The following is a 20,484-nucleotide window of genomic DNA, read 5'->3' as shown; positions in this document are numbered from 1 at the left end:
AAAATGGCCGTCACTCTCGATCCGCAACTGCTCGACATTCTCGCGTGCCCGTCGGCGGACCACGCCCCGCTGACGGCCGGCACGCCGGATGACCCTGCCGCCGACGTGCTGACCTGCACGTCCTGCGGCAGGCAGTACCCCGTGCGGGACGGCATTCCGGTGCTGTTGCTCGACGAGGCCGTCGGCGGCGATCCGGCCGCCGACCCCGCTGGCGCGGGCGATTCGCCGGCCGGCGGCGATTCCGGGGCCGGCAGTGCTTGACGACACGCTGCTCGACGACCCGCGCCGGCTCGACGACGCGGACACCGGTGGTGTGTTGCGCGCGGCAGCGATGGCCGGCGCGCAGGTGCGGTCGACGATCGAAGCCGCGACGGAGCTGGAGCTGGCCGAACGGCTGGACATCGGGCGGCCCCGGTCGCTGGTGATCATCGTGCGGCCGGGTGCTGGCCACGGCGCGGCGCAGCTGCTCACGGCCCTGCTCGCGCCCGCCTGCCCGGTGCCGACGGTGGTGACCGACACGGTGCCGCCGTGGATCGGGGCGCTCGACGTCGTGCTGGCCCACACCGACGACCCGTACGACCGCGATCTCGCGGCGTCGCTCGAGCGTGCCGCCCGCTACGGCGCGACCGTGGTGCTGTCGGCTCCGCCGGAGGGCCCCGTCGCGTCCGCCGTCGCGGGCCGAGGCCTGGTGCTGTCACCTCGGGTCGTCGGACCGCCCGAGTTGGCGTTCCCGCGTGCGCTGACCACGGGCCTGCTCACGGCGGGTGCGCTCGGCCTGCTGGTGTCCGACGTCGACGGCCTCGCGGACCGGCTGGACAACGAGGCGGCCCGCGGGCATCTCGAGCACGAGTCGTTCGTGAACCCGGCGAAGTCGTTGGCGCTGCGCCTCGCCGACCGGACGCCGCTGCTGTGGGGGCTCGACCACGCGGGCGTGGCCGTCGGGCAACACGCCGCGTACGCGCTCGGGGCGCACGCGGCGGTCGTCGCGGACGTGTCCGATTACCGCCAGGCGCTCGCGCGGCCCGCGTTGCACGCGCTGGCCGCGCGCGGGGGCAACGAGCGGGACATCTTCGCCGACCCGGATCTCGACGAGGCGAGCGGTGCCGCGCCACCCCGGGCACTGCTGTTGTCGGTGCGCAGCGGCCCCGCGACCGATGAGGCGCGATTCCGGGTGGGTGAGACCCTGCCCGCCGCGGACGTGCTCGCACCGGCGGAAGAGCTGGCCGAGGCCGACGACGTCGCGTGCGCAGCCGTGCTGGCGTTGCGATTCGAGTTCGCCGCGGTGTACCTGGGGCTCGCGGCTGGAACCATCGGGGGAGCCGGCCGCGTCGCGCCGCTGTCACTGTGACGGTGGCACGGCCGGGCGAGGCCGGCGAGGAGTGGAGTTGACCGTGGAGCTGCTGCAGGGCGCGGTGCGGGCATATGCGTGGGGGTCCCGCACGACGATTCCGGAGCTGCTGGGCCGCCCTGTTCCGTCTCCGCATCCGGAGGCGGAACTGTGGTACGGCGCTCATCCCGGCGACCCGGCGCGCGTACGGCGGGCCGACGGCTCCGAGGTCAGTCTGCTGGAGATCGTCGACGCCGATCCGCACGGCCAGCTCGGCACCCGGTGCGCCGACCGGTGGGACGGCAGGTTGCCCTTCCTGTTGAAGATCCTCGCGGCGGAGGAGCCGCTGTCGATGCAGGCACACCCTTCGGCGGAACAGGCGGCGGAGGGCTACGCACGGGAGGAGGCTGCGGGCATCCCGCGGGACGCGGCGAACCGCAACTATCCCGATCCGACGGCGAAGCCGGAGCTGGTGTGCGCGCTCACGGAGTTCCACGCGCTCGCGGGGTTCCGCGATCCGTATCGGACCGTGCGGCTGCTGCGCGAGATCGAGACGCCCGGCCTGGCCCACTACGTCGAACTGCTGGCCGGGCAGCCGGATCCGGACGGATTGCGGGCGTTGTTCACGACGTGGATCACGTTGCCGCAGTCGGCGCTCGACGAGCTGCTTCCCGAGGTGCTCGACGCCTGCGTGCGGCACGTCAGGGAAGGCGGCGAGTTCGCCGTCGAATGCCGCACCGTGCTGCAGCTCGGCGAGGCGCATCCGCGTGATGCGGGTGTGCTGGCTGCGCTGCTGCTCAACCGCGTGACGCTGCGTTCGGGCGAGGCGCTGTACCTGCCCGCGGGGAATCTGCACCTCTACCTGTACGGCACGGCCATCGAGATCCTCGCCAACTCCGACAACATCCTGCGCTGCGGGCTGACGCCCAAACACGTCGACGTGCCCGAACTGCTGCGGGTGGTCGATTTCCAGTGCGGTGACATGCCGGTGCTGACCGGCGAGCCCGACGGCTCGGCCGCGGTGTACCGAACCGGGACGCCGGAGTTCCAGCTGTCGCGGGTCGACTGGGACTCCGTGGACCGGCGCGAGGTGGAGCTCGACGGTTCCGGGCCGGAGATCCTGCTCTGCACCGCGGGCGAGGTGCTGCTCTACGACGACGAGGGGACGAAGGTCGAGTTGCGGCGCGGTGAGTCCGTGTGGCGGCCCGCCTCGGACCCGGCGGTACGGGTGCGGGCCGTGGGCGAGGAGGTCGCGCAGCTCTTCCGCGCCACTTCGGGAACCTCATTGCGCGGGCATTAACGCCCCTTTACTCACCGTGTTCGCTTGGTCACCCTGACGGATGCCTTGCCGGCCGCGGACTCTAGGCTTCCGCCGTCACGTCGAGAACGCCGGAGGTTGAACTGTGGCGGCAACTGGGGGAACGAAGGCGATCCTGGCGGCGCTGGTCGCGAACGCCGGTATCGCGGTGGCGAAGTTCGTCGGTTTCGTGATCACGGGTTCGTCGTCGATGCTCGCCGAATCGGTGCACTCGGTGGCCGATACGTCGAACCAGGGATTGCTGCTGCTCGGCCAGCGGACCGCCAAGCGGAAGGCGACCAGCGAACATCCCTTCGGATACGGACGGGACCGGTACTTCTACTCGTTCATCGTCGCGCTGATGCTGTTCACCCTGGGTGCCGCGTTCGCGCTGTACGAGGGCGTGCACAAGGTGCAGCACCCCGAGGAGCTGAGTTCGCCACTCGTCGCCGTCGTCATCCTCGTCGTCGCCATCGCACTCGAGACCTACAGCTTCGCCACGGCGATCAAGGAGTCGAAGGCGATCAAGGGTGACCGCAGCTGGTGGGGGTTCGTCCGCCAGTCGAAGACGCCCGAGTTGCCGGTGGTGCTGCTCGAGGACGCGGGCGCCCTGTTCGGCCTGGTGTTCGCGCTGATCGGGGTCGGACTGTCGGTCGTCACGGGTGATCCGGTGTGGGACGGCATCGGCACGCTGATGATCGGTGTGCTGCTCGGCATCATCGCGATCACGTTGATCATCGAGATGAAGAGCCTGCTCATCGGTGAGGGCTCCGGCGAGGAGGAGCTGGACACCATCGTCGGTGAGCTCACGGTGGGTGAGGTCGAGCGGGTCATCCACATCCGTACGCAGTACATCGGCCCGGACGAACTCCTGATCGCGGCCAAGCTCGCGATGCGGCGGGGGATGGCGCTGACAGAGGTGGCTGCGGCGATCGACGACGCCGAACGTCGCGTCCGCGACGCCGTCCCCACGGCGCGGTTGATCTATCTCGAGCCGGACCTGGACCGCACGCCCGCATAGACGCCGGTGCTCTGCAGGGCACGGTGCAGAGCAGGATTCGTCGAGGCCCGGGTTGTCCAGGGCCGGTTCCTGACGGGCGGGTTCCGGTACGTCACGGCGCTCGACGACGCCGGGAACCGTCCGCCGTTGCGGCGAGGCGCCGACCAATCGCCCGAATGTCACGGTGAGTGATATATCTGCTGTTGCTCTGCGGGAAAGCTGATCCTTCGTGGGAAAGCTGTGACTCGATTAGATTACCGATTCGGCCCGAAGTGATCACTTCGGTCGTGATCGTCTAGGGAGTATCACCCGGTCGGGTCTAGGGTCCGGGCGGTCATCTGCCCGTTGTGGATGTTTTGTCCCCCCGTGTTCCCCCGCGTCCGATCCCCCAGGAGTCTCCTGATGTCTGTTGGTCCGCGTTTCCGCCTGCGCGCGCTCGTCACCTCGGCGATGGCGCTGGGCGTGCTGGCCGGTTCGATGCCGCTCGCCGCGGCGCACGACAAACCGGAAGAGGATCCCCGAGCCGTGGCCGTCGACGGCAACGTCGACGAAGGCATGAAACGCGCCTGTGAGCAGGCCGGATTCGACGGCGTGCCGATCGACAAGGCCGACGTCGGTTTCACCGGCGGTCCGGCGGAGACGTTCCTGACGATCACCGAGGTGCCGGCCGGCGTGGAGGTCACCGGAATCCTCGTGAAGGGCGGCCCCGCCTACAACCTTTACGAACCGGGTGAGCGGGGGCTGCCGCAGGATCCTGCGTGGGAGAAGCTGCGGTCCCCGCTGAACAACGGCGGGAAGATCGCGGCGATCAGCCACTGGTTCCTCTGCGGCACGGGCGCCCCGACGGAGACGACGACACCGCCCGAGTCGACGCCGCCGCCGGACACGACCACCCCGCCCGAGTCGACGACGCCTTCCGAGTCGACCACCCCGCCGGAGACGACCACGACCGGTACGGACACGACGTCGCCGGAACCGGATTCGAGCGGTCCGTCGTCCACGACCTCGAACGCGGGCGCGGCGACCACGACCTCGCAACCCGCCGTCGCGCCCGCCGGCGACACCGACGACCTGGCCTCGACCGGCTTCGGCGCGGGCTGGCTGCTCGGCCTGGGTGCCCTGCTGCTCGCCGGGGGCGGTGCGCTGGTGACGCTCACCCGCAAACGGCGCACGACCTCCTGACGGACCCCTCATCGGCGCCTCCCGGCCCTGCGGCTCGGCGCGGCCGGGAGGCGGTGTCGTCATCGGAAGGCGACCGTTCCCTGCGAGCCCACCCGTGGGGATATCCTCACCGGGTTGGTTGCTGTGAGGCCAGCGACTTGCCGGAGCGTTCCATGCCGGAACACGCTCGGGCGGCAGTGCGTGGCCGATCAGCCTGCGGCCCAGGCGAGGCAGGAGGCAGTGGCATCGTGGCCGGTAACGGGATCTGGCGCACCAAGTCCGTAGAGCGGTCGATTGCGGACACCGACGAGCCGGGGACTCGGCTGCGCCGCAACCTCAGCGCGTGGGACCTGACGGTCTTCGGCATCACGGTCATGGTCGGTGCCGGTATCTTCACACTCACCGCCCGCACCGCGGGTGACCTGGCAGGCCCTTCGGTGGCGGTCGCATTCGTGCTCGCCGGAATCGCATGTGGTCTCGCCGCCCTGTGCTACGCGGAGTTCGCCTCGACGGTGCCGGTGGCGGGCAGTGCCTACACGTTCTCGTACGCCACGTTCGGCGAATTCCTCGCGTGGATCATCGGCTGGGACCTCGTACTCGAGTTCTCGGTCGCGGCGGCTGCGGTGTCCAAGGGCTGGTCGGTCTACCTCGAAGAACTGCTGACCTCGATCTTCGGCATGAACGTCGCCACGACGATCGAGATCGGCGGCATCAGCGCCGACTGGGGTTCGCTGCTGCTCGTGGTCACGTTGGCGGTACTGCTGACGCTGGGGACGAAGCTGTCGTCGCGGTTCAGCATGGTGGTCACCGCGATCAAGGTGCTGATCATCCTGTTCGTGATCGCGCTGGGCATCGCCTACATCACGCCGGACAACTACACCCCGTTCATCCCGCCTGCGGCCGAGGGCGAGGATGCGGGCGGCGGCATCGAGCAGTCGCTGTTCTCGCTGCTGGCAGGTGGTTCCGGCAGTGTCTACGGTGGATTCGGCCTGCTGGCCGGTGCGTCGCTGGTGTTCTTCGCCTTCCTCGGGTTCGACATCGTCGCCACGACCGCGGAGGAGACGCGCAACCCGCAGCGGGACGTGCCGCGCGGCATCCTCGGTTCGCTGGCGATCGTCACGGTGTTGTACGTGGCGACCTCGCTGGTGATCGCCGGGATGGTGCCGTACAACGAGCTGTCGACCGCCGCCGAACCCGAGGGCCGCAAGACGCTCGCGACGGCGTTCACCCACCACGGCGTCGACTGGGCCGCACACATCGTGTCGATCGGTGCCGTCGTCGGCCTGATCACCGTGGTCATGGTGTTGCTGCTCGGTCAGCAGCGCGTGCTGTTCGCCATGTCGCGCGACGGGTTGCTGCCACGCGGACTGGCCAAGACCGGGCAACGCGGCACGCCGGTGCGGGTGAACGTGCTCGTGACCGTCGTGGTCGGTGTCGCGGCGACGTTCTTCGACGCGAGCCAGCTCGAAGAGATGGTCAACGTCGGCACGTTGTTCGCGTTCATGCTGGTGTCGGCGGGCGTGATGGTGATGCGCAAGAAGCGGCCCGAGCTGCCGCGCGGCTTCCGGGTGCCGTGGGTGCCGGTGATTCCGATCCTGGCGATCGGCGTCTGCCTGTGGTTGATGCTGAACCTGACGGTGCTGACGTGGCTGCGGTTCGTGCTGTGGATGGCGCTGGGCGTGGTGATCTACTTCGTTTACGGGCGGCGGCGTTCGGTCCTGGCGAGGGAGTCTAAGGAGGCCTCGACCGACTCGGCCGGTTGAGGCACTGAGTTGCATCACCCGGTGTAGGTGCAACGTACGAAAGATGGTCCCGACACCACTCGTACGCGGGTAAAGTTCCGCCCCGGCACATCACTGCCCGTCACTGCGGGTGGCGTGATGGATCGACCTGCCGCCGGACCGTACGGAGTGCCTCATGCGCGTGACCCGTTCGTTCGCCCTGGCCGTCGTGACCGGTGCGGCCGTGTTCGGCTCCGCGGGCGTCGCTGGTGCCGGTCAGGATGCCGGGCATCCTCGCGGTGACGGCGGCGTGATCGTGCGGGGTCTTGACGATCTCGGCCCGGTCGATCCCGGCGAGGGCCCCGGTGAGCCCGCCGGCGGGAAGGGCGATCGGGGCGGCGGTGACGACGACCGCGGCGGCGGTAAGGGTGGTCACGAGCGTCGCGGCGGCGATAACGACCGGCCGCTGTGTGAAGACGAACGGATGCACCGCGGTGAGCTGGCAGTCGACCCCGATCGTTCCCGTCGCGGTCAGGTGTTCGATCGGGAGACGTCGGACTGGGACCTCGGCGACGGTGGTCCGGGCGGCACGCAGGGGTGGTTCAACCACTGGAAGCACTGCGTCGAAACGCCGCCCGCACCGGAGAATCCCGGGCAGCCGCCGAAATCCGAGCCCGACGCCGATGTGCACGCCGACCCCGACCGTGGCGGCACCGGTGACGACGGTGCGGAGTCCGAAGCCGGGCCCGGCACCGAGCACACGGCGCAGCCCGAGTCGAGCGTGGACGGTGCGCCCGCGGAGCCGCGGGGGCAACCGACCGCCGGCCGGCAACCGCAGGCTCCGGCCGGGGAGGAGTCGGAGAACCACCTCCCGTCGTCCGCCGCGCCTGCGCCCTCGGCGCAGCGGGCGGACGCGGATTCCGACGCTGGTTCCGACGCTGGTTCCGACGACGGCGCTGCCGCGGCGGGCGCTGGTTCCGACGACGGCGGAATGGGTTTCGGCGGCGGGCTGCTGCTGATCGGCGGCGGCGGTCTGCTGGCGGCTGCCGCAGCGGCCGTCCTCGCCGTCCGCACCCGCCGCGCCTGAGACGGCCGCGCCTGAGACACAGCCGGGCTGGTGTGCCCGGGCGGGTCCCGTGTATCCAGCACGGCCGATCGCCGGTCACGGCGCCGCGGGCACTCGCACACGCCGGCCCCGGCGCCATTCGGGGCCGCCATTGCCGCGCGTTCGCCCCGTGGGGCCGTAGCAGCCGGACGGCTGATCGTCGCGCACGAGGTGTCGCAGCGTGCCGCACCGAACGTCGCAGGTGAGGTGCTGCGCCCTGCCCGCAGCGCGGCCGCGGCGTGGACGGCCGCGCGCGGCCTCCGGTGCACGTCGTTCGGTGTCCAACGCCGCCCGCAATCCGTATCAATCAACATCGCACACTTTCAATTGCTGTAACTGTGTGACTGTGTTGACTTCTGGGTGTTTCGGTTCCAAGGTGAAGATGATCGAGGAACGGAGTGGTTCACCGATGTCCCTGACCGGGCCGGGCAAGCGAGTCAACGACGATCAGCCGGCGGAGTCCGGCGCTTCCCGCGGGGTCAGCCGCCGCGGGATCCTGGGTGCGGGCGCTGCGGTGCTCGGCGGCCTGGCGGTGCCGGGCATGTCGGCCGCGTCGCTGCTGCCGTGTGCACCCGTTGCGGCCGCGCAGGAGGGCGGCCGCAACGACTATCCGGAGTGGAACAACAATCTCGAGCTGTTCGACGTCGGCTCGGAGCCGCCGCACACGACGCTCATGCCGTACGCCGGTCTGGACCAGGCGCTCGCGGCCGATCGCACGCAGTCGCCGTTCCGGCTCGACCTCGACGGTGAATGGCGCTTCCGGCACGCCGAGAACCCGGACTCGCGCGACCCGGAGTTCTACCGACGGGGCGCAGGCGACCGTGGCTGGGACACGATCCCGGTACCGGCCAACTGGCAGCTGCACGGGTATGACTTCCCCATCTACACCAACATCACGTACCCGTGGTCGGGAGCCAACGGCAAGGGCGAGAACCCGGAGCCGCCGTTCGCGCCGACGAAGTTCAACCCGGTCGGACAGTACCGGCGGAGCTTCACGATGCCGCCGAACTGGCGCGGCCGCCGGACATTCCTGCACTTCGAGGGCGTCAAGTCGGCGTTCTATGTGTGGGTCAACGGTGAGCTGGTCGGGTACCGGGAGGACTCGTACACCTCGTCCGAGTTCGACGTGACACGGCTGGTCAAGCCCGGCCACAACGAGGTCGCGGTCGAGGTGTACCGCTTCTCCGACGGCGACTGGATGGAAGACCAGGACATGATCCGGCTGTCGGGCATCTTCCGGTCGGTCTACCTGTTCTCGACCCCGACCGTGCACGTGCGGGACTTCCGGGTCGACACGCCGCTGCGCGACGGCTACACGAACGCGGACTTGGCCGTCACGGCGAACGTCCGGGACTACACCGGCTCGGAGCAGGGCGCGTTCACGGTCGAGACGCAGCTCTACGACGACGGCGGGAATCCCGTGTGGAGCGAGCCGCTGCGGCAGTCGGCCGACTTCGGCGCCACACGGAAGGACGCCACACGGGAGGACACCGCACGCGAGGACGAGGTCGTCGCACGCGGCAGCAAGCCGGTCCGTGAGCCGAAGTTGTGGTCGGCAGAGCATCCGAACCTCTACACCGCGGTGCTCGTCCTGCGCGGACCGGCCGGTGATGTGCTCGAGACACTGTCGACCCGGGTGGGTTTCCGCGAGTTCGCCATGGTCGACGGACTCATGCGTATCAACGGCCGGCCGATCACGATCAAGGGCGTCAACCGGCACGAGCTGCACCCGGACCGTGGTTCGGCGCTGACCCGCGAGGACATGGTCGCCGACATCCGCGTCATGAAGCGGATGAACGTCAACGCGGTGCGGACCTCGCACTATCCGAACGATCCGCTGTTCTACGAACTCGCCGACGAGTACGGCCTGTACGTCATGGACGAGACGAACCTCGAGACGCACGGCATCCGTGACGACTACCCGGGTTCGCATCCGGAGTGGACGAACGCGGTCGTGGCGAGGGCGAAGAACGTCGTGCACCGCGACAAGAACCACGCCAGCGTCATCATCTGGTCGCTCGGCAACGAGGCGGGTGGGGGCAGCAACTTCGTCGCCATGCACGACTGGATCCGCTCCTACGACGACATGCGGGTCATCCACTACGAGGGCGATGACCGTCCGGAGGTCAGTGACGTCCGCTCGGCGATGTACGAGAGTCCGTCCAGAGTGGAGGATCGGGCGGCCGAATCGGACACTCGCCCGTACGTGATGATCGAGTATGCGCACTCGATGGGGAACTCGACGGGCAACTTCCGCGAGTACTGGGACATCGTGCGGGCGCACGATGTGCTGCAGGGCGGCTACATCTGGGACTTCGCCGACCAGTCGCTGCGCCGGTCGGTGCCGAACGGTCGGGGCACGTACTTCGCCTACGGCGGCGATTGGGGCGACGACCCCAACGACGGCAACTTCTGCGCCAACGGCGTCGTGACCGCCGATCGGGCCGCGGGCGGCAAGGCCGCGGAGGTCAAACACGTCTACCAGGACATTCTGCTGTCCGCCGACGATCCGAGCTCGGGCCGGGTGACGATCACCAACGAGCACCTGTTCACCGGCGTCAGCGCCTATGCGGGCACGTGGGAGGTGATCGCCGACGGCGAGGTCGTCGAGACCGGTGAGCTGACGCGCGAGCAGCTTTCGGTGCCGCCGTCGTCGAGCGCGGCCATCACGGTGCCGTTCACGAAGCCGGCGAACCCGGCTCCAGGGGCGGAGTACTTCCTGCGGCTGTCGTTCACCACGCGCGAGGGCACCCGGTGGGCCGACGCCGGGTTCGAGGTCGCCAAGCACCAGTTCCCGATCGACGTCGGCAGTCCCGAGGTCGAGCCGGTTCCCCTCGATTCGGTGCCCGCGCTGGCTGTGGATGATTCCGGCGGCTCGGTGACGGTGACGGGCGAGGACTTCACGGTCGCGATCGCGCGGGACACGGGCGTGATCACGTCGTACGTCGCGAAGGGGCGAACGCTCGTCGAATCCGGTCCGGTGCCGAACTTCTGGCGGGGTTCGACGGATAACGACCTCGGCAACGACCAGCCGGATCGCAACGGGACGTGGCGGCACGCGGGTGCGCGGCGCACCGTGACGGACGTGTCGGTCGAACCGGTGCGGGACAAGGCGGTGGTCGTCACGGTCGAGGGCACGCTGCCGACGTCGACGGAGTCGACCTACACGACCGTGTACACGATCTTCGGCAATGCGGAGATCAAAGTGGACAACACACTGCACCCGGGGTCGGCGGCGCTGCCGTACATCCCGGAGGTCGGCACGATCCTGCGGGTCCCTGCGGGCCTCGACACCATACGGTTCTACGGCCGCGGACCCGAGGAGAACCACTGGGACCGAAAATCGGCCTCGGAGGTGGGAGTGTACGACTCGACGGTCGACGAGCAGTGGACTCCGTACATCCGGCCGCAGGAGAACGGCAACAAGACCGACGTCCGCTGGCTGGCGCTGGTCGGTTCCGACGGGTCCGGTCTGCTGGCGACGGGGGAGTCCCTGCTGGAGATCAACGCCTCGCACGTCACGCCGGAGGACCTGTCCGGGGACGCACGGCACGACTACCAACTGGAGTCGCGGGACGAGGTCGTGCTGCGGTTGAATCACCGGCAGATGGGCGTGGGCGGGAACGACTCGTGGGGTCAGCAGCCGCTCGACGAGTACAAGCTGTTCGCCGACACCGACTACGCGTACACCTACCGGCTGCGTCCGCTGCCGAATGTGGACGATGCGATGACGCTGTCGCGCAAGCCGACGGCGAACCCGTGACGGCGGTTCGCCGCGGGCGGAGCACGGTCGGCGGCGAGGACTCCGACTGAGGCGGCTTCGGGCGGGTGGGAGCGAGGATCGTCGTTCCCACCCGCCCGAACCGTTCGCGGGCCGTCGTGACTGCGGGGCAGGCGGCGTCCGTGGGTCAGGCGGCGTCCGGCGGGTGGGGGTACCGCTGGTCGCCGATCTGCCACCCGGGCCCGCTGTCGAAGTATTCGGCGAATGAGACGGGGAGTTCGCGGGTACGTTCCACCGCGGCGAGCATGCCGTCGTACCAGCGCGCGTAGTCCGGATCGGACACTCGGCTGGCCAGCGCGGGTACCGCGGCCTCGAGCACGTTCGCGACCTCGGCGGGTGAGGTGGCCGCGGTGACCTCGGTTCCGTGGACGTTCGTTTCGTCGCCTGTCGAGTAGCTGAACCCCGCGGGGGAGCCCTCCGGCCACACGGACACGCGCCAGTACACACCGGAAGGGGCCATACCCGGCCTGATGCGTGCGTGTTGCGCGCCGCGTCGGTGCAGCACCCGAACCGCCTGCAGAATCCGCAGCGGGGTCAGGCACATGACCGCGAACCGCATCGACTCCCAGGCGTCGTCGTCGAAGGCGACGAGCCGGACGTCGGTCACGTCCGTGCGGGTGATGGCGACCGTGTACGCCGCGGTAAGTGCGGCCTCCCGCAGGGGCCAGCCGTAGGCGCCCGCGCTGACCAGCGGGAAGGCGACCGTGCGGGCGCCGAGTTCGTCGGCGACCTCGAGCGACCGGCGATAGCAGGCCTCGAGCAGGCCGGGGTCGTGCTCACCGGCACGGAGATCGGGCCCGACGGTGTGGATCACCCACCGTGCGGGCAGTTGCCCGGCGGTGGTCCAGCCCGCGTCGCCCGTCGCGAGGCCGCCGGGAAACCGCTGGATGCAGTCGTCGAGCACGGCGCGCCCGCCCGCGCGGTGGATGGCACCGTCGACTCCGCCGCCACCTCGCATGCCGTTGTTGGCTGCGTTGACGACGGCGTCGACGTCCTGCTGCGTGATGTCACCGCGCACGGGCGTGATGGTCGGCATGCGGCCGATTCTCGCGCAGGCCCGGTGGGTGCACCTACGTGGTGCAGCGCGGTTTGCCGAGGATGTCGCCGAACAGTGACACCTGTTCGGCCAGGCCCGCGGACAGGTCGGCGTCCTCGAGGCCCGCCGCCATGACGACGGCGCGGTCCCATTCCGGATCGCCGATGTAGTCGGCGTGGTTGCGGACCCCCGCGGCCCAGCGCCTGCCGGCCACCGGCTCCCGCATCGGATCCGGCAGCCAGTGGTCGCCGCCGAGCACGAGTACGCCCGTCGGGCCCTGGACGGCCGGTTCGACCGCACCGATGCTGCCGTCGCCGCAGTAGCCGACGCCGAGGAGCATGCCGCCCGCCACCTGGTGCCGCCACGTGGTCGCTCCACCGCCGAACGCGTCCGTGCCGCGGCACAGTCCGCGCCACCGGCCGCCCAGCTCTCCGTTGAGGCGGGCGAGCGACTCCGAAGGGAACATCGCAGGGAAAGCCCGCTGATACCCCCACTGCAGCGGGGCGCCCGCGGTCAGCACCCCGAGGCGCTCCCGGTCCTCGTCCGGCAGTTCGTCGGCCAGGCGTGCGGCCGCCAGCACCGTCAGCAGCCCGCCCACGTGATACCCGGCGAGGACCACCCTCGCGTTCGGCTCGTCCAGGTGTGTGCGCGCCCGCTCGGCCAGTTCCGGCACGACCTTCAGCGCGTAGGACGGCGGAACCACCGGATGGGCGGCTCGCGGCCAGAAGCACGCCAGGTCGGTGAAGGCACCCAGGTGCCTGCTGCGCTGATCCCCGGTCGCTGCGGTGTAGACCGCGCGGAGCAGGCCTGCCGCGAGCGCACCCAGCGCCAGCACACCGACCGCCGACAACGGCGCGAGCCATTCGGGCACCGGGCCCACGACGATCCGCAGCGTCACGAGCGCGACCGCGCCCGCACCCAGCGCGCACGCGAAGGTCAACACCAGCCGGTGCAGATACTTGCGCTCCCAGCCCGCGCGCGCCCACGCGGACGAAGCGTCCTCGTCGTCGGCCGCCGGAGCGTCCTCGCCCTGTAGCAGCGTGACGATGTCGGGAACGCCGCGGCGCGCGCGGCGCAGCGCCGACCCGGCGACGGCCCAGATCGCGAGCAACCCCGCGATGACGAGTCCGCCGCCCCACAGCATCGTGATGAGGTCGTACCCCTCGGGCAGCTGTAGTCCGTTGGCGCCGAGCAGCTGCCGCAGTGCCACCGCGAGGCCCGCACCGAACCCGCCGCCGAGCAGGCCCGCCAGCGCGAGCGTGGGCGCCGCCGCCCAGCCGCCGGCCCACGGGCGGAGCCTGCGCGGCAGGTGTGCCCACTCGCGGCGCGCCAGCAGCACCGTCGGGACCAGCACCAGCGCGAACACCGAGCACGCGGCGAGCAGCGCGGCGCCGACGGCTTCCACCGTGGCGTTCGTGCCGGGCAATGTCGCCGACAGCGGTGCGGCCACCACGGCGGCAGCCCCTGTCAGCGCGATGGCCACGACGAACAGCGTCGTCCGCACCGGCGCGGGCAGCAGCCGCCGCGCCGGGGTCACGCTCACCAGCAGTACCGAGCCCAGCAGGACGAGCGTGAGGATCCACAGCACGGCCCCGGCGGTGCCGGGCGGCATCGTCGACGGGCCGCCGAGCAGCAGCAGCGCCGTCACGCCGAGTGCTGCGACGACGTGCACGCAGCGCAGCGCGGCCGTGTCGGCGACGTCCGACAGCCCACCGCCCAGATGGTCGCGCAGCGGTTCGACATGCTGACTCGGCCGCCAGCTCGTCCGGGACACCCCGAAGAGCACGGCCGCGACCGCCAGCAGCGGCAGCAGCCCGGCCGCGGTGCGCAACCCCGGCACGTCGCCGAGCCACGACGGCGCCGCGTCGAGACAGCCCGAGCCCGCCGTGAGGCACTGTGCGGCGAACAGATCCAGCGCGACCACTCCGAGCTGCGCCACGAGCAGCATTGTCAGCAGTACCGCCGCCACCCGGAGCAGCCCGCGGCACACCCGGTTCAGCACCGCCGAGGCCCGCGAATCCTCCGGGACCGGCGGCAGCATCCAGTGCGCCACGTTGGCCAGTGAGAACGGGAACAGCAGCGCCCACGTCGCCTTCGCCGCGCCGCCGGAGGTCATCCGGTTCCACAGGTAGCCCTCGAGAGTGCGCGGCATCGACCGGCCCAGGGCCTGCAGCACGGGACCGGGCGCGGGCCTGCGCAGCCGGTCGGACGGGCGGACGATCCGCCCCGTGCCGTCGCCGTCGACATCGACGGTGTCGACGGAATCGAGCAGCGACTCGCCGGTCGTGCCGACCAGCCCGGGCACGCGAAGTTCGACGACCCGGGTGTCGGGGCCGGGGAGAGGCACGTGGCACGCCTCCTAGCTGGGTTGACGCTTGCTGTCATGGCCGAACTGCCACGGTAAACGCCGAACGCGAGTGTGAGCGTGCCGACTCTCCAGCGCGTCCGCCGGTTAGCCCACCCGGGTGGTGTGGTGGGTCGCCCGACCGCCGCCCCCCACTGAGGCGCTTCGCGCCGCTGCCTAGTCTTGGGGCGTGGGTCGATTGGTGGTCATCGAAGGGCTGGACGGCGCGGGGAAGCGCACGCTGACCGACGCGTTGACGGCGGCGCTGCGCGACGCGGGCGCGAGCGTGGCCGCGACGGCCTTCCCCCGGTACGGCGTGAGCGTGCACGCCGACCTCGTCCGCGAAGCACTGCACGGCGACCACGGCGACCTGGGCGAGTCCGTCTACGGCATGGGCCTGCTGTACGCGCTCGACCGTCGCGGCGCCGCCGACGACATCCGTGCTCTGCTCGCCGACCACGACGTCGTACTGCTCGACCGGTACGTCGCCTCCAACGCCGCATACCAGGCCGCACGCCTGCGCGAAGGAGTCGACAGCGACGTCGTGCGCTGGGTCCGCGAGTTGGAGATCGACCGGTTCGGCCTGCCTGTGCCCGATGCGCACCTGCTGTTGCGGGTGGCCCCCGACGTCGCAGCCTCCCGTGCACGAGACCGGGCCGAGTCGGACACGGCGAGAGCCCGCGACGCGTTCGAAACCGACGACGACCTCCAGTCCCGCTGCTCGGCCGTCTACGACGAGCTGGCCGCGGTGAACTGGCTGTCGCCGTGGCACGTGGTCGACGGTGCCGACCGCGTCGACGCCGCCGACCTGGCGAAACGCCTCCTCGCCTGAACGGCTTCGGAGCCGCTGCCGGCAGCGGCTCCGCCATGTGAAGGCGGAGACGGAACCGGCGATTGCGAGGGGAAGATGTGGGCTCCCGCCCGCCGGCCCGGCCACCACCCCTCAACGACACGCTGACGCGTGGCTGTGTTGATGCCGCGTGCCCTTGGGGCACTCACCGCATCGGGAGGGTGTGGTTCGCCAGGACCGCGCCGCTGGGGTCGATCCGCTCCCGGAGCCGCACCAGCAGGTCCGCGGTCGCGGGGGTGAACGCCGAACGCACCTCGTCCGGCGTCGACGGACCGAAGGAGAACGACAGGTTCGCGCCGAGCGTCTCCGATGCGAACGGCGTCAGCACATCGGCGTGCAGCGCCGCCACCTCGGCGTCGGTGGCCTCCGACGTCGGCGCGACGGGGGAGAGCACGGACACGAGGTAGTTCGCTTCGCGGTGCCCGATGGCTCCCGCCACCCGCGGTGACCGCGCGAACGCGCCGCCGAGATGCCGCAGACCGGCCACGCACATCACCGGCGCCGCAGGTCCCACCGCCGCGGGCAACCGGGCGAGCGCGCCGGGATCCAGCGACCGCAGCATCGCGGCCCGCGACCGATAGGCGTGGGGTTGGTCGGGTTCGTCGAAGATCGCACCGGAATCCGAGAACGGCCGCGTGCACAGCGTGTCCCGCAGGACAGGTACCGCCTCACACAGCCGCTCGACGCTGCGCATCCCTTCGATACCGCGCAGCTCGTCGCCACCGCGCGCTCCCGTTCCACTGCGCAGCCCTTCCGCACCGCCCGTTGCCACGCAGATCTGCAGCTGCGCGACGTGACGTCCGCGCAGGGCCGCAGGCACTCCGGGCACGTCGGGGAAGACGAGCATGGCAACGCCGGATGTGACCTCGTTCGGAACCGACGTGGTCCACCGGCGCCAGCGTTCGAGGACATCACCCGCCGCGGCCACGTCGACGTACAGACTGCCGCCGTAGACCTCGGAGACCTCCACGAGGTCGATCTCCATCGCCGTGACGACGCCGCCACCGGCTCCGCCGCCGCGCAACGCCCAGAACAGCTCGCGTTCGAGCGCGCTCTCCGACGTCGACGTCACCCGGCGGAGCGCCCCGTCGGGGGTCACCACCTCCAAGGCGCGCACGTGATCGGCGGCGTAGCCGTAGCGCCGTCCCAGCAGTCCCACGCCGCCGCCGAGCGTGTACGGGACCGCGCCGACGCGCGGGGAGCTGCCCGACAACGGTGCGAGGCCGTGCGGGGTCACCACGTCGAGTACGTGCTGCCACGTCGCGCCGCCTTCGACCCTTGCGGTGCGCCTGGCTGGGTCGACCTCGACCCGCGTCAGCCCGCGCAGGTCGACCAGCACCCCGCCGTCGAGCGCTGTCGTCAGGCCGTGTCCGCTGACCTGGGCGGATACGTGCAGCCCGTGGGCGGCCGCGTGGTTCACGGCGGCGCGCACGTCCGCGGTCGACCGGGCCGACACGACACAACCGGGCCGATGCACGGTGGCGCGCTGGTAGCCGGCGCATGCGGCCTCGAACCCGTCGTCGCCGGGCAGCCGGAGGGCGCCGTCGAGGTCGGGGAAGGCGGTGCCGAAAGGGGCGGTGCCTGAGGAGTCGGTGTCGTAGGAGGCGGTGTCGTAGGAGGAACTGGTCGAGTCGGTCGTGTTCGTCATGACGGCGACCGTAGAGACGCTCGAGGACACAACTTGTCCTCGAGCCGTGGCAGTGTGGTCGGCATGTCCGTTCGTCAGGAGATGCCCGGCAGACTGCTGCGGCTGCTGGCCCTGTTGCAGAGCAGGCGCGAATGGCCGGGAGGGGAACTCGCCGAGCGGGTCGGCGTGACCACGCGAACGCTGCGCCGCGACATCGACCGGCTGCGCGCGCTCGACTACCCGGTGGAGAGCACGGGCGGTACCGGCGGTGGCTACCGGCTGGGCCGGGGCGGCAGACTCCCGCCGCTGGTGCTGGACGACGACGAGGCGGTCGCCGTCGGCGTGGCGCTCGCCGCGGCCGCATCCGTGACCCCGGACCTCGGCGAGAGCGCGACGCGGGCACTGGCCAAGCTCGGGCAGGTGCTGCCCGCGCGCCTGCGGCCGCGCCTGGCGGCCGCGGGTTCGATCGTGGCGGCACCGCCGCGCGGCGTACCCGCCGACGACCTGCCCGACGGGGCCCACGCGGACGGACCGGCTCGCGACGCAGACGCCGGGCTCCCAGGCGTCGACCCCGACCGGCTCGCGCTGCTCGCGGCCGCGTGCCGGGACGCCGAGGTCGTGTCACTGCGGTACGTGAGCAAGGGCCGCGACACCGCTCGTCGGGTCGAACCGCACCGCCTCGTCCTCGCCGAAGGGCGTTGGTACCTGTCGGCCCACGACCTCGTGCGTGACGCTGCACGGATCTTCCGGCTCGACCGGATGCACGATGTCGCGGCCACGGGGCGGCGGTTCGCGTCGCGGCCGCAGCCCGAGGATGCCGTGGCGCAGCTGAGGGAGTCGTTCGCCGCGGCGACGTACCGCCACACCGCGCACGTGACGATCGAGCTGCCCGAATCCGAGGCCCGCCGGTGGGTACCCGCGCTGCCGGGGGAGGTGGTGGCCGAAGGGCCTGACCGGTGCCGGGCCCGGATCTCTGCGGACTCGGCCCCACTCGTCGTGCAGTACACGGCCCTGCTCACCGCGGTGGCCGCGGCCCGCGGTGCCGCGGTGACCGTCGACGCCGAGGCCGCCGTCGCCGAACCGCTCCGCAGCCTGGGCACCACGCTGACGGCCATTCCGTGACGGTTGGCCGCCAGGGGTCGGTGGCTGTGTGCATGAGCCGACGCCGGGTGGGCAGCGCCTGTGCGGCCGCCCATCCGGCGTCGGGTCCCCTCGGATCGGTTCAGCTCAGCACCGGGCGACCCAGCGGCAGGGGCTTGCCGCCCGTCGCGGTGGAGAGCGCACCGATGAACAGATAGATCCCGAGTCCGGCGAACACGAACGCCACGTAACCGGCCGTCGTGATCGCGGCGGGCTGTCCGGCCACCGTGCCGTACAACACGAGTGCGAGCGCGACGGTGATCAACGCGAACAACAGCGTGAACGCTGCGGGCAGCCGCAGGGTGCCCAGCGTCAGCACGCCGATCGTCACGACCCAGGCCACCAGGAACAGACCCTGGGTGGCGATCGCCGCGTCGTCGGAGATGCCGAACCAGCCGTGGGTCAGGCCGAGCACGAGTGCCGCGTAGCTGAACCAGAATCCACTGAACACGCCGAACACCGCGGCGACGGCACCCTGGCCCAGGGCCACCGCCCACAGCGCGGCGACGAACTGGCCGACGCCGGTGGCGGGTACGATGATCGCCATCGAGGCGCCGACCGCGTCGGCCGGAACGTACCCGGTCTGCACCAGGGCGAGTGCGAGCGCGCCGACGATGAAGGTGGGCAGACCGATCAGGGCTGGGTCGCTTTCGGGCACGGCTCGGGCCGGTGCCTCGTTGGCAACTTCAGTGGCCATCGTTACTCCTCTTTGAGCTGCGAATGATCCTCGACTGCGGTCCGTACGGCGACCGTCTGGGATCGGTCGCCATGGGCGGGAGCCGGCATCGTTGGAATGCCCCGGAGAATTCGGTCACCGTGGTCACGCCGAGATCGTCGTAGGCCCGATGCCGAGCCTGCCGCCCTTCGGGACGGTCGGCGGTACTGCGGGCCGGGAGAACCGCGCCTGCCTGCTATGCGGCCTTCGGCCAGAGCGGAGACAGTTCAGGATGGTCATTGTCGATCACGCGATGTGCCAAGGCGATCGCCTCTTCGGGATCAACCTGATCGCCCGCGGGGTCACTGTGGGCGACACATTCGAAGAGGTACGCCAGTCCGTCGGCCTCCACAGCGGACAGACAGGTTTCGCGTTGCGCTTCCACGTAACGCATCCGCAGTACTGTTGCGGCCTGCAGCAGCAACGAGCAGTACGTATCGGGTGCGCCGCCTTCGAGCCGAACTCGTGATTCTGTGCCTTTCACGCCGACTCCTTTGTCTGGTCGCGTTGATCTGGTCGCGGCTACGGGTACGGCTCACCGCGCCGCCGAACGATGCATCACCGTCGTTCGGCGGCGGGTGGGTGGATGTCGGGTTGTGGTGCCCCGGGGGCACGTGGGTGTGGTGGGTCAGGCGTTGGCGCGCTTGCGGAGTTCGCGGGCGGCCGCGCCCGGGTCCGGGGCGTTGTAGATCGCCCCACCGGCCACCGCCACCGTGGCACCGGCCTCGCGCACCGAACCGATCGTGTCCGGACCCACACCACCAGCGATCGAGAACGGCACCCCGGCCTCACGACCATCAGCCAACAACGTCTCGATCGAATACCCCGGCCGCGCCTGCTCGTCCAGACCCGCATGGATCTCCACGAACGACACCCCCATCTTGGCCACCTCACGGATCCGATCCACCCGGCCCTGCACCACCGTGATCATGTCCGCCACCACACTCTTGCCGTACTTGAGGCCCGCAGCCACCGCACCCCGCACCGTGTCGTCATCAGCCGTGCCCATCACCGTCACCAGATCCGCACCGGCCTCGAACGCCAACCCGGCCTCCAACTCACCCGCATCCGCAGTCTTCAAATCCGCGAACACCAACTTGTCCGGATGCGCCGCCTTCACCGCACTCACCGCACCGATACCCGCCGACTTCACCAACGGCGTACCCAACTCCAAAATGTCCACATGCTCAGACACCTGATGCGCCAACGTCAACGCCGACGGCAAATCCACAACATCCAACGCCACCTGCAACCGCACAACAAACTCCTCACCGAAGAAACACAAAAACCGGACCCGCCAACAATCACCCACCACCCCGAAAAACAGCAACAACCAGCACATAAAAAACCCCAACCCCCCAATACACACAACCAATAACC

At 70.5% G+C, this 20,484-nt stretch carries 16 protein-coding genes; 10 read left to right on the top strand and 6 right to left on the bottom strand.

Annotated elements, in window-relative coordinates; genetic code table 11:
* The first annotated feature begins 3 nt into the window (after positions 1-3).
* The 8 genes from LY40_RS22605 (at position 4) to lacZ (ending at position 11,374) form a co-directional block, all read left to right on the top strand.
* Positions 4-261 (top strand): Trm112 family protein, encoded by a 258-nt coding sequence (locus tag LY40_RS22605; RefSeq protein ID WP_183783286.1) that lies wholly within the window; start codon positions 4-6, stop codon positions 259-261.
* Positions 254-1,348: a hypothetical protein gene (locus tag LY40_RS22600; RefSeq protein WP_258938075.1), complete on the top strand. Its 1,095-nt coding sequence runs from the start codon at positions 254-256 to the stop codon at positions 1,346-1,348. The genes LY40_RS22605 and LY40_RS22600 overlap by 8 nt, the downstream gene beginning before the upstream one ends.
* Before the next feature lie 43 nt (positions 1,349-1,391).
* Positions 1,392-2,627, top strand: a complete 1,236-nt coding sequence (gene manA / locus LY40_RS22595; protein WP_258938230.1) for a mannose-6-phosphate isomerase, class I — start codon at positions 1,392-1,394, stop codon at positions 2,625-2,627.
* 103 nt (positions 2,628-2,730) lie between these two features.
* On the top strand, positions 2,731-3,645 hold the full coding sequence (locus tag LY40_RS22590; RefSeq protein ID WP_258938074.1) for a cation diffusion facilitator family transporter: 915 nt from the start codon (positions 2,731-2,733) through the stop codon (positions 3,643-3,645).
* Between the two features lie 381 nt (positions 3,646-4,026).
* Complete coding sequence (locus LY40_RS22585; protein ID WP_258938073.1) at positions 4,027-4,806, top strand: hypothetical protein; 780 nt, start codon at positions 4,027-4,029, stop codon at positions 4,804-4,806.
* A gap of 227 nt (positions 4,807-5,033) precedes the next feature.
* Positions 5,034-6,548, top strand: coding sequence for an amino acid permease (locus LY40_RS22580; protein WP_258938072.1), 1,515 nt, complete (start codon positions 5,034-5,036; stop codon positions 6,546-6,548).
* A 154-nt stretch (positions 6,549-6,702) separates the two neighbouring features.
* Positions 6,703-7,593: a hypothetical protein gene (locus tag LY40_RS22575; RefSeq protein WP_258938071.1), complete on the top strand. Its 891-nt coding sequence runs from the start codon at positions 6,703-6,705 to the stop codon at positions 7,591-7,593.
* 427 nt (positions 7,594-8,020) lie between these two features.
* Positions 8,021-11,374: a beta-galactosidase, LacZ type gene (gene lacZ / locus LY40_RS22570; protein WP_258938070.1), complete on the top strand. Its 3,354-nt coding sequence runs from the start codon at positions 8,021-8,023 to the stop codon at positions 11,372-11,374.
* 145 nt (positions 11,375-11,519) lie between these two features.
* Here the strand turns inward: lacZ and LY40_RS26285 are convergent, their stop codons facing one another.
* Positions 11,520-12,428 (bottom strand): macro domain-containing protein, encoded by a 909-nt coding sequence (locus tag LY40_RS26285; RefSeq protein ID WP_307877102.1) that lies wholly within the window; start codon positions 12,426-12,428, stop codon positions 11,520-11,522.
* A gap of 34 nt (positions 12,429-12,462) precedes the next feature.
* Positions 12,463-14,775 carry a hypothetical protein gene (locus tag LY40_RS22560; protein ID WP_258938069.1) on the bottom strand — a complete coding sequence of 771 codons (2,313 nt, stop codon included), beginning with the start codon at positions 14,773-14,775 and terminating at the stop codon, positions 12,463-12,465.
* 187 nt (positions 14,776-14,962) lie between these two features.
* Between LY40_RS22560 and LY40_RS22555 the strand changes: the two genes are divergently transcribed.
* A complete protein-coding gene (locus tag LY40_RS22555; protein ID WP_258938068.1) occupies positions 14,963-15,604 on the top strand; it encodes a dTMP kinase in 642 nt (213 codons plus the stop codon).
* A 163-nt stretch (positions 15,605-15,767) separates the two neighbouring features.
* Here the strand turns inward: LY40_RS22555 and LY40_RS22550 are convergent, their stop codons facing one another.
* Positions 15,768-17,270 carry an FAD-binding oxidoreductase gene (locus tag LY40_RS22550; RefSeq protein ID WP_258938067.1) on the bottom strand — a complete coding sequence of 501 codons (1,503 nt, stop codon included), beginning with the start codon at positions 17,268-17,270 and terminating at the stop codon, positions 15,768-15,770.
* Between the two features lie 63 nt (positions 17,271-17,333).
* On the opposite strand from LY40_RS22550, the gene LY40_RS22545 reads away from it, so the two are divergent.
* On the top strand, positions 17,334-18,371 hold the full coding sequence (locus LY40_RS22545) for a helix-turn-helix transcriptional regulator (protein WP_258938066.1): 1,038 nt from the start codon (positions 17,334-17,336) through the stop codon (positions 18,369-18,371).
* 100 nt (positions 18,372-18,471) lie between these two features.
* On the opposite strand, the gene LY40_RS22540 is transcribed toward LY40_RS22545, so the two are convergent.
* From LY40_RS22540 to hxlA, 3 genes are all read right to left on the bottom strand, one after another.
* Positions 18,472-19,086 (bottom strand): GPR1/FUN34/YaaH family transporter, encoded by a 615-nt coding sequence (locus tag LY40_RS22540; protein WP_183783308.1) that lies wholly within the window; start codon positions 19,084-19,086, stop codon positions 18,472-18,474.
* 214 nt (positions 19,087-19,300) lie between these two features.
* Positions 19,301-19,588: a hypothetical protein gene (locus LY40_RS22535; protein WP_183783310.1), complete on the bottom strand. Its 288-nt coding sequence runs from the start codon at positions 19,586-19,588 to the stop codon at positions 19,301-19,303.
* A 144-nt stretch (positions 19,589-19,732) separates the two neighbouring features.
* Positions 19,733-20,484: 3-hexulose-6-phosphate synthase (gene hxlA, locus LY40_RS22530; RefSeq protein WP_307876495.1), on the bottom strand; the 752-nt coding region annotated here is incomplete at its 5' end.

This window comes from Prauserella salsuginis (assembly GCF_024648885.1).
In the GTDB taxonomy this organism is placed as follows: domain Bacteria; phylum Actinomycetota; class Actinomycetes; order Mycobacteriales; family Pseudonocardiaceae; genus Prauserella; species Prauserella salsuginis.
This window is presented reverse-complemented; position numbering and strand designations above follow the sequence as displayed.

Excerpts from the sequence above, each read along its gene's own strand:
- LY40_RS22605 (WP_183783286.1), top strand. The coding sequence starts at position 4 with ATGGCCGTCACTCTCGATCCGCAACTGCTCGACATTCTCGCGTGCCCG.
- LY40_RS22585 (WP_258938073.1), top strand. The coding sequence starts at position 4,027 with ATGTCTGTTGGTCCGCGTTTCCGCCTGCGCGCGCTCGTCACCTCGGCG.
- LY40_RS22575 (WP_258938071.1), top strand. The coding sequence starts at position 6,703 with ATGCGCGTGACCCGTTCGTTCGCCCTGGCCGTCGTGACCGGTGCGGCC.
- lacZ (WP_258938070.1), top strand. The coding sequence starts at position 8,021 with ATGTCCCTGACCGGGCCGGGCAAGCGAGTCAACGACGATCAGCCGGCG.
- LY40_RS26285 (WP_307877102.1), bottom strand. The coding sequence starts at position 12,428 with ATGCCGACCATCACGCCCGTGCGCGGTGACATCACGCAGCAGGACGTC.
- LY40_RS22550 (WP_258938067.1), bottom strand. The coding sequence starts at position 17,270 with ATGACGAACACGACCGACTCGACCAGTTCCTCCTACGACACCGCCTCC.
- LY40_RS22545 (WP_258938066.1), top strand. The coding sequence starts at position 17,334 with ATGTCCGTTCGTCAGGAGATGCCCGGCAGACTGCTGCGGCTGCTGGCC.
- LY40_RS22540 (WP_183783308.1), bottom strand. The coding sequence starts at position 19,086 with ATGGCCACTGAAGTTGCCAACGAGGCACCGGCCCGAGCCGTGCCCGAA.